The sequence below is a fragment of the Rhodanobacter sp. OR87 genome (assembly GCF_000473345.1).
Lineage (GTDB): Bacteria > Pseudomonadota > Gammaproteobacteria > Xanthomonadales > Rhodanobacteraceae > Rhodanobacter > Rhodanobacter denitrificans.
Map to the genome: position 1 here is coordinate 138,303 of NZ_AXBJ01000010.1, position 15,684 is coordinate 153,986.

At 69.6% G+C, this 15,684-nt stretch carries 12 protein-coding genes and 1 pseudogene; 7 read left to right on the forward strand and 6 right to left on the reverse strand.

The genetic code is table 11. The annotated features are described in order from the left end of the window. Positions 1 to 34: 34 nt before the first annotated feature. Together RHOOR87_RS0111010 and RHOOR87_RS0111015 are read right to left on the reverse strand one after the other, a co-directional pair. Positions 35 to 1,552, reverse strand: a complete 1,518-nt coding sequence (locus RHOOR87_RS0111010) for a fumarate hydratase (RefSeq protein ID WP_015448656.1) — start codon at positions 1,550 to 1,552, stop codon at positions 35 to 37. Positions 1,553 to 1,767: 215 nt separating this feature from the next. After that, positions 1,768 to 2,439: an outer membrane beta-barrel protein gene (locus tag RHOOR87_RS0111015; RefSeq protein ID WP_015448657.1), complete on the reverse strand. Its 672-nt coding sequence runs from the start codon at positions 2,437 to 2,439 to the stop codon at positions 1,768 to 1,770. 113 nt (positions 2,440 to 2,552) lie between these two features. Between RHOOR87_RS0111015 and RHOOR87_RS0111020 the strand changes: the two genes are divergently transcribed. Further along, positions 2,553 to 3,431, forward strand: a complete 879-nt coding sequence (locus tag RHOOR87_RS0111020) for a PhzF family phenazine biosynthesis isomerase (protein WP_015448658.1) — start codon at positions 2,553 to 2,555, stop codon at positions 3,429 to 3,431. A 64-nt stretch (positions 3,432 to 3,495) separates the two neighbouring features. On the opposite strand, the gene RHOOR87_RS0111025 is transcribed toward RHOOR87_RS0111020, so the two are convergent. Beyond that, positions 3,496 to 4,077 carry an outer membrane beta-barrel protein gene (locus RHOOR87_RS0111025; RefSeq protein ID WP_007512697.1) on the reverse strand — a complete coding sequence of 194 codons (582 nt, stop codon included), beginning with the start codon at positions 4,075 to 4,077 and terminating at the stop codon, positions 3,496 to 3,498. A 210-nt stretch (positions 4,078 to 4,287) separates the two neighbouring features. Between RHOOR87_RS0111025 and RHOOR87_RS0111030 the strand changes: the two genes are divergently transcribed. From RHOOR87_RS0111030 to RHOOR87_RS19875, 4 genes and pseudogenes are all read left to right on the forward strand, one after another. Continuing rightward, positions 4,288 to 5,655 carry an amino acid permease gene (locus RHOOR87_RS0111030; RefSeq protein ID WP_027485033.1) on the forward strand — a complete coding sequence of 456 codons (1,368 nt, stop codon included), beginning with the start codon at positions 4,288 to 4,290 and terminating at the stop codon, positions 5,653 to 5,655. Positions 5,656 to 5,706: 51 nt separating this feature from the next. After that, a complete protein-coding gene (locus tag RHOOR87_RS0111035) occupies positions 5,707 to 6,243 on the forward strand; it encodes a (2Fe-2S)-binding protein (RefSeq protein WP_027485034.1) in 537 nt (178 codons plus the stop codon). Beyond that, entirely contained in the window at positions 6,240 to 8,495 is a 2,256-nt protein-coding gene (locus RHOOR87_RS0111040; protein WP_027485035.1) for a molybdopterin cofactor-binding domain-containing protein, read from the forward strand. The genes RHOOR87_RS0111035 and RHOOR87_RS0111040 overlap by 4 nt, the downstream gene beginning before the upstream one ends. Positions 8,496 to 8,639: 144 nt before the next feature. After that, a pseudogene (locus RHOOR87_RS19875) lies at positions 8,640 to 8,845 on the forward strand (IS110 family transposase); the annotation flags it as partial. 232 nt (positions 8,846 to 9,077) lie between these two features. On the opposite strand, the gene RHOOR87_RS0111045 reads toward RHOOR87_RS19875, so the two are convergent. Together RHOOR87_RS0111045 and RHOOR87_RS0111050 are read right to left on the reverse strand one after the other, a co-directional pair. Next, entirely contained in the window at positions 9,078 to 11,042 is a 1,965-nt protein-coding gene (locus RHOOR87_RS0111045) for a hypothetical protein (protein ID WP_231381768.1), read from the reverse strand. Positions 11,043 to 11,083: 41 nt separating this feature from the next. Further along, entirely contained in the window at positions 11,084 to 12,208 is a 1,125-nt protein-coding gene (locus RHOOR87_RS0111050; protein WP_231381769.1) for a hypothetical protein, read from the reverse strand. A 205-nt stretch (positions 12,209 to 12,413) separates the two neighbouring features. Between RHOOR87_RS0111050 and fusA the strand changes: the two genes are divergently transcribed. Then, on the forward strand, positions 12,414 to 14,453 hold the full coding sequence (gene fusA, locus RHOOR87_RS0111055) for an elongation factor G (protein ID WP_007513789.1): 2,040 nt from the start codon (positions 12,414 to 12,416) through the stop codon (positions 14,451 to 14,453). A gap of 198 nt (positions 14,454 to 14,651) precedes the next feature. Here the strand turns inward: fusA and RHOOR87_RS20405 are convergent, their stop codons facing one another. Then, positions 14,652 to 15,083, reverse strand: coding sequence for a hypothetical protein (locus RHOOR87_RS20405; protein ID WP_015448671.1), 432 nt, complete (start codon positions 15,081 to 15,083; stop codon positions 14,652 to 14,654). Positions 15,084 to 15,527: 444 nt separating this feature from the next. Here RHOOR87_RS20405 and RHOOR87_RS19880 point away from each other — a divergent pair. After that, positions 15,528 to 15,684 (forward strand): transposase (locus RHOOR87_RS19880; protein ID WP_196806979.1); only part of this gene is annotated, 157 nt, incomplete at its 3' end.

Genomic DNA, 15,684 nt, shown 5'->3' on the forward strand with positions numbered 1-15,684 from the left:
GAGGAGGCAAACGCGTGCGCTGCGCGCACTGCTTTTACTTGATAAACACGGGGATCTTGCCGATCCTGGCCTGCCATTCGCGCGGGCCGGTCTGGTGCACCGAGCTGCCGCCCGAGTCGACCGCCACGGTCACCGGCATGTCCTCGACGGTGAACTCGTAGATCGCCTCCATGCCCAGGTCCGCGAAGCCGACCACGCGCGAGGCCTTGATCGCCTTGGAAACGAGGTACGCGGCGCCGCCCACGGCCATCAGGTACACCGAGCGGTGCTTCTTGATCGCCTCGATCGCGGCGGGGCCGCGCTCGGCCTTGCCGACCATGCCGAGCAGGCCGGTCTGCGCCAGCACCTGCTCGGTGAACTTGTCCATGCGCGTGGCGGTGGTCGGGCCGGCCGGGCCGACCACCTCCTCGCGCACCGGATCGACCGGGCCGACGTAGTAGATGAAGCGGCCGTTGAAATCCACCGGCAGCGGCTCGCCCCGGTCGAGCATCTCGACCATGCGCTTGTGCGCGGCGTCGCGGCCGGTGAGCAGCTTGCCGTTGAGCAGCAGGGTCTCGCCCGGTTTCCAGCCGGCGACGTCGTCCCGGGTCACGGTGTCGAGGTTCACCCGGCGGCCCTTGGACGCATCGTAGGTGAGCTTGGGCCAATCCTCCAGCGACGGCGGGTCGAGCATCACCGGGCCGGAGCCGTCCAGCACGAAGTGCGCGTGGCGGGTGGCGGCGCAGTTCGGGATCATCGCCACCGGCAGGTTCGCCGCGTGGGTCGGGAAATCCTTCACCTTGACGTCGAGCACGGTGGTCAGGCCGCCCAGGCCCTGCGCGCCGATGCCCAGCGCGTTGACCTTCTCGTACAGCTCGATGCGCAGTTCCTCGGCGCGATTGGCGGGGCCGCGCGCGATCAGTTCCTGGATGTCGATCGACTCCATCAGCGCCTCCTTCGCCATCAGCATCGCCTTCTCGGCGGTGCCGCCGATGCCCAGCCCAAGCATGCCCGGCGGGCACCAGCCGGCGCCCATGGTGGGCACGGTCTTCAGCACCCAGTCGACGATCGAGTCGGACGGGTTGAGCATGGCGAATTTCGACTTCGCCTCGGAGCCGCCGCCCTTGGCCGCCACGATCACCTCGACCGTGTCGCCCGGCACGATCGACATGTTGACCACCGACGGCGTGTTGTCCTTGGTGTTGACGCGCTTGCCCGCCGGGTCGGCCAGCACGCTGGCGCGCAGCTTGTTGTCCGGGTCCAGGTACGCGCGGCGCACGCCTTCGTTGGCCATGTCCTCCAGACTCATGGTGGCGTCGTCCCAGCGCACGTTCATGCCCACTTTCAGGAACACGGTGACGATGCCGGTATCCTGGCACAGCGGCCGGTGGCCTTCGGCGGCCATCCGCGAGTTGATCAGGATCTGCGCCATCGCATCCTTCGCGGCGGGCGACTCCTCGCGCTCGTACGCGGCGGCGAGGCTCTTGATGTAGTCGACCGGGTGGTAGTAGCTGATGTACTGCAGCGCGTCGGCGACGGACTGGATCAGGTCTGCTTGTTTGATGGCGGTCATGGCGGCTTTCGTGGGTTTCGACGCACCACCTTGCGTGGCGCACAAGCCGTCTATTGTGCCGCAGACTACCGGGCTGGACAAAAAACAACGACCGCGCGAGGCGGCCGTTGCCAGTTCAGGCTGGGGACGCTGGAGCATGCCCTGATCCTGCCCGCCACTCCCGCACATGCGGACGTGGCGGGCAGCGCGCCACTCGAGCGGATCTTCCCTGGGGATCAGAATCGGTACTCGGCCGTCAGCATGTAGGTGCCCACATTGCCGCCGATCGAGGCCTGGTTGTACCGGGCCTTGGCGTGGTAGTTGTCGTAGTTCAGACCGAGGCTGAAGTTGGGTGCGAAGTCGTAACCCACGCCCACGCCGCCATACCAGCCGTCGCCATGGGCACTGCCGCTGGCGTACTCGGTATAGCCCGGCTCGCTGTAGCGGTAGCTGGCGTCCGCTTCCGAGCGGAACCAGCCGGCACGGGCCGTTGCGTACCACGGACCGGCGAAGTTGTACTTGGCATTGCCGCCGAGCAGCCAGCCCTTGGCATGGACGCCGGTCCGGATCGTGCTTCCGTCGCTGTAGCTGTAGCGGGCGACGACCTTGCCCAGGTCCGCGTAGCCGCCTTCGACGCCGAGGTTGAAACCGTTGCCGACGTTCCAGGCATAGCCGAAGCGCAGGGCGCCGGCGGTGTCCTTGTCGTCCACCGAGTAGCCCTGGCCGGCGCTACGGCCGACGTGGTATTGCGCCTGGCCGACGGCGGCATTGATGAAGAACGCGCCTTGGGTTTCGGCGGCGGCGGCCGCGGCGGACGCCACGACCAGCGCCGCGCCGAGGGCGGCGGTCAGGATCTTGTTAATGGGGAAACTCCCTATTTTTTTCGTTGATTGATGGCCGCTGATCATCGGCGGCCGCGCATTCTAGCCGTGCATTCCCGGGCCGAGCTGCAGGGGATCACCTACACTCGGCGCGTTGCGCTAGCCAGCGTTCAGGTCCGTCCGCACCACGAGAGGCACCCATGCCGATCTTTTCGTTTCTGCAACTGGACGTTTTCGCCAGCCGCCTGCTCGAGGGCAACCCGCTGGCCGTGGTGGTCGACGCCGAGGGGCTGGACGAAGCGACCATGCAGTGCATCGCGCGCTGGACCAACCTGTCCGAAACCGCCTTCCTGCTGCCGCCGAGCAGCGCCGCGGCGGACTACCGCGTACGCATCTTCACCCCGCGCCAGGAGCTGCCGTTCGCCGGCCATCCCAGCGTGGGCAGCGCGTACGCCGCGATCGAGTCCGGCCTGGTCGCCGCCGGCAAGAGCGCGCTGGTGCAGGAATGTGCGGCCGGACTGCTGCCGGTGCGGGTCGAAGGCGATGGCCGCGACAGGGTCATCCACGTGCAGGCACCGCCGGCCGCGCTGCGCGCAGTCAGCGCGGCCCAGCCCAGCACGCTCGGCCGGGCCGTGCACGCCGAGCTGGCGGAAGAGCAGTCGTGCCTGATCGACAACGGCCCGTTGTGGTTCGTCTGCGACCTGCGCGAGGAAGCCGCGGTACGCCAGCTCCAGCCGGACCTGGCGGCGATCGGCGCGCTGTGCGAAGCCGCTGGCGCGGTCGGCGTCAGCGTGTTCGGCCGGCAGCGCTCGGGCGGGGCGAGCATGGCGGTGCGCGCGTTCTGCCCGGCCGACGGCATTCCCGAAGATCCGGTCACCGGCAGCGCCAACGCGGCGATCATGGCGTGGCTGGGCGAGCGCGACGGGCGCGACGGCTACGGCCTGCGCTACCGCGCCAGCCAGGGCCGCGAGGTCGACCGCGACGGCTACGTCGAGGTCGAGCGCGATCCGGCCAGCGGCGCCGTCACCATCGGCGGCGCCTGCGCGATCGGCGTGCGCGGCGAACTGCAGATCGACTGAACCGTTGCGCCAGAACGACGGTGGCCGCACGAGACGGCCACCGTGGCGTTGCTGGACCCGAAGATCAGAAGCGGTACTCGGCGAAACCGGAGAACACGCCAATGCTCTCGCCGTACTTGCGGCCATTGAATTTGATGCGGCCGTGATAGTTGTCGAAACCCACGCCCAGGCTGAAGTGCTGGGTGGCGTCGTAGCCCACGCCGACGCCGGCATAGGTGCCGTCGCCGTTGTAGCTGCCCGAACCAAAGCCTCCGGTGTTCATGTCCATCTTGGTGTGGAACCAGCCAGCGCGACCCGAGATGTACATCTTGTTGCGGAACTTGTAGCGGCCATTGACGCCAAGCAGCGGCCCCTTGGCCTTGGCGCTGAAACCGACGACGGTGGTGCCGATCGCGACACTGCCACTGGCCTTTCCGAGGTCGACATAGCCGGTCTCGATGCCGAAATCGGCGGTCTCGCCCTGCCAGCTGTAGCCGGCGCGCAGTGCGCCGCTGGTGTCACTGCGGTCGCTGAAGCCTCTGTCGTGGAAATGCGACTGGCCCAAATTTCCGTTGATGAAGAATGCCCCCTGGTCGGCGGCGAATGCGCCGCTGGAAACCACTGCCATCGCCACGGCGGCGACGGCTGCCTGCATGTACTTTTTCATGTAGCGTCCTTGTTGGTTTACGTCTGTTTCTGCCCTTTGCCGGCGAACACCGGTCGCGCGGCGGTGCATTTTTGTGGATGATTTCACATTATTGCAACATCGTATTTTCTTGCGTCTTCAATAACTTCCGCCAAGCCGTCGGCATCCTGGTCGATCGATACCATGGCAGTTCGATGGTGGCGCCGCTTGCGAGCGCACCGGCAAGCCCGCATGCTCGCCGCCTCGTTCCACCGCCGCCACTACGATCCGATGAACCCATCTTCCCGCACCGCCTATGCGCGCAGCCTGCGGCCCCGGGACGCCGCCCTGGTCGTGGTCGGCGGCATCATCGGCGGCGGCATCTTCCTCAACCCCGGCATCGTGGCGCAGCGCACCGAGTCGGGGCTGGCGCTGCTGCTGATGTGGGTGGCCGCCGGCGTGCTCACCCTGATCGGCGCGCTGTGCTACGCCGAACTCGGCGCGCGCCGGCCGCACGCCGGCGGCAGCTACGTCTACCTGCGCGAGGCGTTCGGGCCGCTGGCCGGCTTCCTGTTCGGCTGGACCATGCTGCTGGTGATCTATTCCGGCTCCAGCGCGGCGGTGGCGACCATCTTCGCCAGCTACACCGCCGCGCTGTTCGGGCTGCCGAGCGCATGGGCGCTGCCGCTGACCGTCGGCGGCCTGGTCTTCGTCAGCGCCATCAACCTGTTCGGCATCCGCCTCGGCGCGCAGATCCAGAACCTGTTCGCCCTGCTCAAGCTGCTGGCGGTGGCGGTGCTGGTGGCGTGCGGCCTGTTCCTCGCCGGCGCCGGCGCCGGCCACGGCCAGCTGCTGGCGGCCGATCCGGCGCGCCAGGGCGTGGGCTTCATCGGCGCGGCGTTGCCGGTGCTGTTCGCCTACTCGGGCTTCACCTACCTCAACAACCTCGCCGGCGAGGTGCGCGAGCCGCAGCGCACGCTGCCGCGCGCACTCGCGCTGGGCATGGGCCTGGTGATCGTCGCCTACGCGCTGGTCAACGTGGCCTATCTCGCCGTGCTCGGCCACGCCGGGCTGGCCGCCAGCACCGCGCCGGCAGCGGACGTGATGCAGCAGGTCGCCGGCCCGGTCGGCGCAAAGCTGATCGCGCTGGGCGTGGCGATCTCCACCCTCGGCTTCTGCAACATCACCCTGGTCGCCGGCGCGCGGGTGCTGCAGGTGATGGGCGCGGACGGGCTGTTCTTCCGCGTGGTGGCGCGGCTGCACCCGCGCTGGCGCACGCCGAACACCGCGCTGCTGCTGCTCTCCGGCTGGGCCATCGTGCTCGCGCTGTCGGGCAGCTATGGCCAGCTGCTGGACTACGCCACCTTCGGCGACTGGCTGGCCTGCGCGATCGGTGTGGCCACGCTATTCTGGTACCGCCGCCACGACCGCGCCTCCGGCGGCTTTCGCGTGCCAGGCTATCCGTGGCTGCCGCTGCTGTTCATCGCCGCGGTGACCGCGGTGGTGCTGCTGTCGCTGCGCGACAACCCGCGCAACAGCGGCATCGGCCTGCTGATCATGCTCGCCGGCGTGCCGGTCTACGCGCTCTGGCGTCACCTGTTCAGCCGCACGCTGCCCTAAGCGGGCGGCAGCAATGCCACAATGTACGGATCGACTTCAAGGAGATGATGGATGGCGCCCGTGCAAGCCAAGGTCCTGCCGACCGGCCAGGAAAGCGGCATCGTGGCCGAGAAGGTGCGCGACGGCATCGAGCTTGAAGTCAACGGCGAGCGCTTCCGCCACACCGGCGACCCGCAGATGCCGCTGCTGTGGTACCTGCGCGACGTGCTGCGGCTGACCGGCACCAAGTACGGCGGCGACGCCGGCGAGAACGGCGCCGACCTGGTGCTGCTCGACGGCAAGGCGGTGTCCGCGATCATGCAGCCGCTGTCCCGACTGGCCGGCAAGGCGGTGACCACGGTGGAAGGCCTGGCCGCCAACGACGGCAGCCTGCACCCGCTGCAGCAGGCCTTCATCGACGAGGACGCGATCGGCTGCGGCTACTGCACGCCGGGCTGGCTGATCGCCGGGGTCGACCTGCTCCGGCGCAAACCCCACCCGGACGACGGCGACATCGACCAGTTGCCGAACCTGTGCCGCTGCGGCTGCCAGAGCCGCGTGCGCCGCGCGATCAAGCGTGCCGCCGCCGGCAAGGCGGGCCGGCCATGAGCAGTCAGGGCATCCGGCTCTCGCGCCGCCGCTTCCTGCAGGTGCTGGCCGGCGGCGCCGGTGCGCTGGTGGTGGGCATCCGCCTCGCCGACGCCGCCGACGCGCCGCTGCCGCCGGCGATGCTCGGCGACAACCTCTACGACCTTGGCGCCTACGTGCGCATCGACGCCGACGGCAACGTGCTGATCGGCGCGCGCGACCCGGACACCGGCACCGGCGTGGCCACCGCGCTGCCGCGGATCATCGCCGACGAACTGGACGCCGACTGGAACCGCGTCGGCGTGGTGCCGCTCGGACTCGGCGTGGAGAACGACAACGGCAAGCCGCGCTGGAGCTACGGCCGCCAGCTCGGCGGCGTCGGCGGCTCGATCCCTGCCGCATGGAACGACCTGCGCCAGGTCGGCGCGGTGGCACGCTGGCTGCTGCTGCAGGCGGCGGCACGCCGGCTCGGCGTGCCGGCCAGCCGCCTGCGCTGCGAGGCCGGCACGGTGATCGCCCCGGACGGCCGCCGTTTCGGCTACGGCAGCCTGGCCGCCGACGCCAGCAAGATCGCGCTGCCGTCCAGCGTGCCGCCATTGAAGAACGCCGCGGATTACCGCCTGATCGGCCAGAGCGCCGGCGACGTCGATGCGCGCGCCATCGTCACCGGCACCGCCCTCTACGCCATCGACCACTACTACGGCGACGCGCTGGTCGCCGTACTGGCGCACTGCCCGTGGCCGGACGGCACGCTGGCGCGCATCGATACCACCGACACGCTCGCCGTGCCGGGCGTGCTGAAAGTGGTGCAGCTCAAACCCGAGCCCGGCCAGCCGCCGGGCAGCACGGTGATCGCCCCGGCCGTGGCGGTGCTGGCCGAGAACAGCTGGGCCGCGCTGCAGGGGCGCGCCAGGCTCAAGCTCGAGTGGAAGCCCGGCGCCAGCGCCGGCGAGAACAGCGCCGCGCTGGAACAGCAGGCCACTGCCCTGCTCGCCGGCGACGCCGCTCCCACCAGTCGCGTGCGCAACGACGGCGACGTCGAGGCCGCCGGCAGGAAAGCCGCACGCCGCCTCGATGCCACCTACGTGCAGCCGTGGCTGGCGCATGCCACCGCCGAGCCGATGAACTGCCTGGTGCGGCTGGACAAGGACCGCGCCAGCCTGGTCGTGCCGACCCAGGCGCCGCAGCAGGCCTGGGCCGTGGTGCAGCGCCTGACCGGCCTGGCCCCCGACCGCATCGACATCCGCGTGCCGCGTGTCGGCGGCGGTTACGGCCGCCGGCTCGACCACGACTACGTGGCCGAAGCGGTGCTGCTGGCCAAGGCCGTCAACCGGCCGGTGCGCCTGCTGTGGACGCGTGGCGAGGACTTCGGCCACGACTACTACCGCGCCGGCAGCGTGCACCGGATCAGCGCGACCATCGGCCGCAAGCGCCAGTTGCTCGGCTGGTACCAGCGCATGGCCAGCGCCTCCGCGCTGAACGGTCGCGGCGTGGCTGCCGACCGCCTGTGGACGTCCGAGCTGCTGGCCGACCAGTTGCCCGCCGCACTGGTGCCGAACTATCGCAGCGACTGGTACGCGCTGCAGTCGGCGATGCCGCGCGGGCCGATGCGCGGCATGCCGCACCTCAGCAACGCGTTCGCGGTGGAAAGCTTCATCGACGAGCTCGCCCACCAGCTGCGCGAGGATCCGCTGAAGACGCGCCTGCGTATCCTCGGCGAGCCGCGCCAGCTGCCGCTGGGCAGCGGCGGCACGCTGGACACCGGCCGCCTGGTCAACGTACTCAAGCTGGTCGCCGACCGCATCGAGTGGAAGAACTGGCTGCGCACCGTCAACGGGCTCGGCATCGCCTGCTGGCACGTCGACGGCGCCTACGTGGCGCACGCGATCGAGGCGTCGATGCAGGGCGAACAGCTGACCATCCAGCGCGTCGTCTGCGCGGCCGACGTCGGCCGCGTGATCAACCCGCGCGGGCTCGAAGGCCAGCTGGCCGGCGCCACGCTGGACGCGCTGTCCATCGCCCTGAATCCCGCCATCACGTTCAAGAACGGCCAGGTGCAGCAGCGCGGCTACCGGGACTACCCGCTGGCCAGCATGGCGCAGCTGCCGAACGACGTCGAAGTGATCACCGTCGCCGACGACCGCACGCCCGCCGGCGCCAGCTTCCTCGCCATGCCCACCGCCGCCCCCGCGCTGGCCAACGCCGTGTTCCGCGCCAGCGCCGTGCGCGTGCGCCGGCTGCCGCTGATGAAGGAGCTGCTGCGGCTGCTGTAGGCGCCGGGGTCAGGCGCCCCGGCGCAACCGCCCGGCCTCGACGCCCGCTCGCGCGACGGCAGATACCCCACCGGCAGAGCGGCAGCGCGCTGCCGACTGCGGACTGAAGCCGCCGCAGTTCGGGCAACCATCGGCGACAACGGCAGTACCTGGTTGGCGCAGGTGCGGCCGGCACGGTGGTGGTGATGGAGGCCTGCAGCGGGGCGCATCGCTGGGCGCGACGCTGCCTGGGGTGCGGTCTGCAGCCACGGATCATGGCCGCCCAGTTCGTCAAACCGTTCCGCAAGAGCTCGCGCAGCAAGAACGATCACAACGACGCCGAAGCGGTCGCCCCGGCAGCGTGCCAAGGCATGGGGTGTCCTCTTCAAGGTAACACCTGAGCAGGTTTTCACTGGGTCAGTACATGTATGAGTTACACGGGCGAAAATGAGGGTGTAACGGGGGCGAAAATGCCGTGGTTGCTGGATCAGCTGCGTGCGTGTTGGCGGTTGTCGTCATCTCCCGGGGCCATGCTCGTGTGCTCAACCGCGGCGGCCACGGTGCATTCGGTTCGCCTGATCGGGAATGGCCCTCTGCCGCAACTCAGTGGAACTGATCGCTCGCCGGCACCCATGAGCTGGATGACGCGGCGGGTGTGGCCGGCCTGGCCGGCAGCACGGGACCTGCGCAGCCGGGCGGTGGCGGGCTGCCGGCGACGCGGGCGGCGGCGCATTCGGCGCTGTTGTCGAACGTGACCATCGGCGCTGGGGCGGTGCGGCTGACCGCCGGAGCGTGCGCGGCGGCCGGGTTGGCCGGCGCCAGGTGCAGGCGTTCGTAGACCTTGTCGTCGACCGGCTTCGCCGGCGGATCGGGGTTGTCGCAGCCGAACAGCGCGATCGGCAGCAACGGCATCACCGTGCACTCCACGCGCACGCCACGCGGCAGGTGGAAGGTGTGGCTGACCTTGGTCTTCTCCACCGCGCGACGCAGGGCGGTGTCGATCGAGCTTTCGCCCTCGGGCGCCCAGTCCTGTTCGAAGCGGGTCGGCTGGTAGCCGATGTTCGGCACGCCGTGGCGCATGATCTCGGTGTCGCCACGCGGCTTCAGCTGCACGTAGCTGCCCAGCTCGCCCTGCGGCTTGCCTTCTTCCGCACCGGGCTGGTCGCCGCCGGGTTGGCCTTTGCCGGGCTGCTCGCCGCGACGCCCGTTGTCGCTGCCCTGACGCGCCGCCGGCTGCGCGGCGGCGGTGCCGGTGCGGGTGCTTTCCGGCGCAGCGACCACGCCTTCGGGCTGGCCGGGCGTGGCCAGCTCGCTGCCTTGCGGCGTGGCGTCGGGGGCGCGGCTGACATCGCGTCCGCTGCGGGCGTCGTCCGGACTGGGCGTGGGCGGCCCGGCCGGTGCGGGGGATGGCGACGCCAACGGCGGACTCGCCGCCGCTGCGGCTGGCGCGGCGGCGGCGGCGGTTGGCGGCGTGCTCAACTGCGGCCGCGCGATGAACGGCTGGACGTCCATTTGCCGCGCGGCATCGGCGACGTCGATCTTCGCGCTCGGCGCCGGCGGCTCGATCCGCGACGGCGTGGCCGGCGCCAGCGGCACCGTCTCGAGTTCCGCCTGGGCCACCTCGATCGACGGTGCCTGCAGTTGTGGCCGCTCGGTCGGCACGGTCGGCGCGGGCACGCTCAATGGCGCCTGCACGTTCACGCTCGGCGCAGGCTGCGCCGGTAACGGGATGGGCTGCAACTCGGGCACCGGCGGCGCGGCGGGAAGCTGCGCGCGGATCGGCGTGACACTGGCCGGTGCGGTGGATTTCGGCAACTCGGTGCTCAACGCGATGCTCGACACGGTGATCGGCGGCGCGGCCTGCGGCGGCAGTTCCGGCAACGCCAGCGACGGCGGCGGCGGCAGCGGGCGCTTGCCTTCCAGCTGCGGCTTGCGCACCGACTCGGGCTGGAACTTCGGCGGCACCGGCAGCTGCACGACGGGCGTCGGCAAGCTCACGGCCGGCGGCTCGGCAGCCAGCGGGATCGGCCGCAGTGCCGGCGTCGGCGCCGGCTGCGGCAGGCTCACCGGCGCCGGCGGCGCCGCGGCCGGTTGCGGTTTCGGCGCGCGCGGCGGCGCGGCCTTCGCGATCGTCGGCGGTGCGGCGGCTGCGGCCGGCGGCTGCGCCACCACGGCCACCGCGTTCGCGCTGCGCTCGCTGCCAGGCGCAGGCCGGCTGCGGCGGCCCTGATGCCGCGGGCCGCGCTCCTTCGGTGGGGTGCCGCGCACCGGCGGCGGGGGCGGCGGCTCCGGCGGCTCGACCAGGCGCACCTGCAGGAACTGCTGCCGTGACTCCGGCGGTGGCACCACCTGGAACGCCGGGCCGAGCACGAAGCCGAACAGGAACAGCAGATGCACCAGCAAGCTGCTGACCATGGCAAGGATGCGCAGGCCGCGTTCGCGCGAACGCAGCCGGGTGCGCTGGTGATAGACGCGGGCCCGCGTGGCTGCCGCCAGCGGCGAGCTCAGCATCACCCGCGCCGGATTGGCGGGGCGGCTGGCAGGCGGGTCCGGGGGCGGCAGGGGCATGCGGCGAGTGTAGCGGCCGCGCCCGCGCTTCCGCATGACGCTCAGGGTTGCCTGGCGGTTCCCGCGGCACGCTCGCGCAGCTCGGCATCGACCGCGCGACTCGGCGTGTCGACCGGGCAACCCCACGCCAGCGGTTTGCCGGCACGGTACATCGCGATGCACGCTTCCTCGCCGGGCTTCGGCGGTGCGTGCGCGTCGCCGCCCAGCGGTTTCGCCGGCGCCATGCTGAGGCGCTCGTCGCCGTCCTTGGCCGAAGGCGGTGGCGGCGGATCGCCGCCGCAGCCGCCGGCCAGCATGGCAAGCGAAACGCCGCAGTGGATGCGCACGCCACCGGGCAGGCGGATGGTCTTCTTCAGCGTGGTCTTGTCCACCAGCTTCTGCAGCGCGCTGTCGATCGCATTGCTGTTGCTGTTCCAGTCCTTCTCGAAGCGCGTAGCCTGGTAGGTGACCGGGCTGCGGTGCTGCATGATCCGCGGGTCGCCCTGCGGCAGGCGTTGCACGTAGTCGGGCGTGGGCGCGCTGGCAGCGGCCGCGGGCAGCAACGGCTGGCCATGTTCGTCATACAGGCGCGGCGCAGCGGCCGCTGCCGGCGTGGGCACCTGCAGGGTCATCGCATCCTTCGCCGGCGGCTCGTGCGGACGGGGCAGCGCGCGAGGCTTCGGTGGCGTTGGCATGGCTGGCGGTGGCGGCGCGGCCGCGGCGTTCGGCGTGCGCGCGACAAAGCGCACCTGCAGTACATCATCCAGTTGAAGGTGCACCACGCTCCGGATCACCGGCGGCCGCATCTGCTGCCAGATCACCAGCACGAACAGCACATGCAGCAGGCCGGCCACCACCAGCGCCAGCCAGTGCTGGCGACGCTCGCGCCGCGGCTCGCGCCAGCGCCGTTGCCGCAACAGCGCCTGCGCCGCGCCTTCCAGCGGACTCAGGCCGCGACCCGGCAGCTGGCCGGGTGCCGGGTCCGGCGGCGGTGGGCGGCGCCGGGCGAGCTGCTGCGGACGGACGATGACGATGCCTCGCGGGTAATGGCGACGGACAGGATGACCGATGGCGCTTGAACCTCCGCCCAGCGTCGAATGGCAGCTGGGCAGGCGGCGGCTCGACTGGCCGGGCCGCGACGTTTGGTTGAGACCGCCGCTACACGGCAGCGGTTCCCCGCACTGCAACTTGACCGCACCGACGGTTCGCTCAAGGCTAGCCGGGCGGCGCCACGCGCCGTCTCTCCGCCATGACCGCGCTTGCCCGGTGCACGCCACGCCCTGCAGCGGCACAACACGACCATGACGGCCCGCCATCGTCAGCCGCCAACGCGCGGCCTCACGCGGCGCCGTTCATGCCACGAGGCCACGCCCTGCATGGGAGGGTCGCATCGTGACGTATTCCACGGAAAGCATCCGCAACATCGCGCTCGCCGGGCACGCCGGCGTGGGCAAGACCACGTTGTTCGAGGCGCTGCTGCACGCCGGCGGCGCGATCCAGGCGATCGGTTCGGTCGAGCGCGGCAACACGGTGTCGGACAGCGACAGCCAGGAGAAGGCGCGCGTCCACTCCATCGACAGCTGCATCGCCGGCCTTGACCACGCCGGCTGCCGCATCAACCTGATCGACACCGCCGGCTACGCCGACTTCCGCGGCGGCACGCTGTCGGCGCTGGCCGCGGTGGAGACCGTGGCGGTGGTGGTCAATGCGGTCAACGGCATCGAACACGGCACCCGCCGCATGATGATGCACGCGAAGGCACGCGGCCTGGCGCGCATGCTGGTGATCAACAAGATCGACTACGACGGCGCCAAGCTGGCGGCGCTGGTCGAGGCGCTGCGCGAGGAGTTCGGCAGCGAATGCCTGCCGGTGAACCTGCCCGCCAACCGCGGCAGCCGGGTACTGGACTGCTTCTTCCACACCGACGGCGCCACCGATTTCTCCTCGCTGGCCGAAGCGCACCAGCGCATCGTGGACCAGGTGGTCGAGGTCGACGAAACCGTGATGGACCGCTACCTCGACGCCGGCGAAGGCGCGCTGACCCCGCAGCAGCTGCACGACGCGTTCGAGCAGTGCCTGCGCGAAGGCCACCTGGTGCCGATCTGCTTCGTCAGCGCGCGCACCGGCGCGGGCGTGCCCGAATTGCTGGACGTGGCGGCGCGGTTGCTGCCGAACCCGGCCGAGGGCAACCCGCCCCCGTTCGTGCGCGGCGACGGCACGCCGCTGCAGGTCAGCGCCGACGCCACCGCGCACGTGATTGCCGACGTGTTCAAGATCGTCAACGATCCGTTCGTGGGCAAGCTGGGCGTGTTCCGCGTGTGGCAGGGCACGGTGCGCCGCGACAGCCAGCTCTTGGTCGACGACGGCCGCAAGCCGTTCAAGGTCGGCCACCTGCTGCGCCCGCAGGGCAAGGGCCACGTGGAGATCGAGGCGGCAATCCCGGGCGACATCGCCGCGGTGGCGAAGGTGGAGGAGATCCACTTCGACGCGGTGCTGCACGACTCGCACGACGAGGACCGCATCGTGCTGGCGCCGCCGACCTTCCCCGCGCCGATGTTCGGTCTGGCGCTGGTGCCCAGGCACAAGGGCCAAGAGCAGAAACTCTCCAACGCGCTGGCACGGCTGGCCGAGGAAGACCCGTGCTTCCGCGTCGAGCACCACAAGGAACTCAACGAGACGGTGGTGCGCGGGCTGTCCGAGCTGCACCTGAAGGTGATGCTGGAGCGCATGCGCGAGCGCTACGGCGTCGAGGTGGACTCGCAGCCGCCGCGCATCGCCTACCGCGAAACCATCGCCGGCCAGGCCGAGGGCCACCACCGGCACAAGAAGCAGACCGGCGGTGCCGGCCAGTTCGGCGAGGTCTTCCTGCGCATCGAACCGCTCGAGCGCGGCGCCGGTTTCGAGTTCGTCGACGCGGTGAAGGGCGGCGTGATCCCGAACCAGTTCCTGCCGGCGATCGAGAAAGGCGTGCGCCAGGCGATGGAGCACGGCGCGGTCGCCGGCTACCCGCTGCAGGACCTGCGCGTGACCGTGTACGACGGCAAGTACCACCCGGTCGACTCGAAGGAGGTCGCCTTCATCAGCGCCGGCAAGAAGGCGTTCCTCGACGCGGTCGGCAAGGCGAAGCCGATCGTGCTGGAACCGATCGTCAACGTCGAGGTGGCGATTCCCGAGCACAGCGTGGGCGACGTCACCGGCGGCCTGGCCGGCAAGCGCGCCCGCATCCTAGGCACCGACACCCAGCGCGGCGGCGAGCTGGTGATCAAGGCGCAGGCGCCCTTGGCCGAACTCACCGACTACCCCACCGAACTGAAGTCGATGACCGGCGGCCGCGGCCGCTACAGCCTCGACCTCAGCCACTACGAAGCCGTGCCTCCGATCGTGCAGAAGCAGCTCAGCGCGGCGTGGAAACCGCATGCGGAGGAGGATTAGCGGCCAGAGAGGCCGGTCGTGGATCAAGCGCCTTGGCGCTTGATCCGGCGAAGCCGAGGCGGGCCTTGGCCGGACTCGGCGAGTCGAAAACGGGTTGCGCTGCCCGTTTTCGACATTGAACCCACGCGATTGGAAGCGTCGCCCCACCACGACCACAGCCAGATCTAAAACGAAACCTGGAACCGTTTTCGGGCTTCGCTATTCTGGCGCCTGCAGCAGCCGGCCAACCTTTGGACCATCCTCTTTGCCTTCTGTGAGCCAAAATTGGACACCGTAGGCTCCTGCATGACGGTGTATGTAGTAAGCCATCCCCTCCTTGGCGTCGACCTCGAACTGCGCCGAGGCGGTCAGCCCCGAGTGTTGGTAGAGCACGCCGAATCGGTGCGCGCCAGGCGTCAGGTAAATGTCACTCGGTAATTTCCTAAGCTCCCAGTTACTTTTGCTCTGCGCGCCGTCTACGGACGTAATGAATAGATAGTGTCCTTCTGAGCGCAAAAGCGTTCCTGCAGAGTCGGAAAGAGCGATCAGATGTGCCATGTAATTTAGGTTTGCGGCTGGAGGCACAAATCGACGCACATCGGCCGAGCAGGCAGTTAACACGACCAGTAACATCCAAAGTAGCTTTTTCATCAGGATCCCAAGATGTTAACGCTTAATGAACGATGTATCGAACATCGAATCGACCAATGGGATATGTCAAAATATCCAGATGGTTGCCCCAATCAAAGTTGATCCGAGTTATAGATGTGTCTAAGTGTGAGTTATCGGAAGCCACTAGCGCATAGTTGGCGTCAGCGCCAGGCACAGTCACATCAAGCGCCATCGAGAGCGGCGTAAAGCTACCCTGCCCTTCTACGGAATAATCGTATCCGTCCGGCGATGGGTTTACCACCTGCCCAGTCTTCGTCAGCACGCGAACTATGGGAACCGCTATGCGTTTGTCCATGCCTAGGCATGCACAGTAAGAGGTGACCTTCAGATGACCTGATTAGCGACGACGCTCAGCCGACTGTCGCGTGATGTGAGACGTGCGCGGCGGAGGCTCAGTGCCATGTTACGAGGCGGAGAACCGGCATGGCCATGAACCAAGTGCAGTTCCAGTCGGGGTTGTCGATGGCGCAGTTCATCCGGCGCTACGGCACGGAGGCGAGGTGCTACCGGGCGCTATACCGGGCGCGCTGGCCGCAGGGGTTCCGCTGCCCGAGGTGCAACAGCCGGCCACGCTCGCGGT

Bases quoted from the DNA above. Each gene is read 5' to 3' on its own strand.
- RHOOR87_RS0111010 (WP_015448656.1), bottom strand. From the start codon at position 1,552: ATGACCGCCATCAAACAAGCAGACCTGATCCAGTCCGTCGCCGACGCG.
- RHOOR87_RS0111015 (WP_015448657.1), bottom strand. From the start codon at position 2,439: ATGATCAGCGGCCATCAATCAACGAAAAAAATAGGGAGTTTCCCCATT.
- RHOOR87_RS0111020 (WP_015448658.1), top strand. From the start codon at position 2,553: ATGCCGATCTTTTCGTTTCTGCAACTGGACGTTTTCGCCAGCCGCCTG.
- RHOOR87_RS0111025 (WP_007512697.1), bottom strand. From the start codon at position 4,077: ATGAAAAAGTACATGCAGGCAGCCGTCGCCGCCGTGGCGATGGCAGTG.
- RHOOR87_RS0111030 (WP_027485033.1), top strand. From the start codon at position 4,288: ATGCTCGCCGCCTCGTTCCACCGCCGCCACTACGATCCGATGAACCCA.
- RHOOR87_RS0111035 (WP_027485034.1), top strand. From the start codon at position 5,707: ATGGCGCCCGTGCAAGCCAAGGTCCTGCCGACCGGCCAGGAAAGCGGC.
- RHOOR87_RS0111040 (WP_027485035.1), top strand. From the start codon at position 6,240: ATGAGCAGTCAGGGCATCCGGCTCTCGCGCCGCCGCTTCCTGCAGGTG.
- RHOOR87_RS0111045 (WP_231381768.1), bottom strand. From the start codon at position 11,042: ATGCCCCTGCCGCCCCCGGACCCGCCTGCCAGCCGCCCCGCCAATCCG.
- RHOOR87_RS20405 (WP_015448671.1), bottom strand. From the start codon at position 15,083: ATGAAAAAGCTACTTTGGATGTTACTGGTCGTGTTAACTGCCTGCTCG.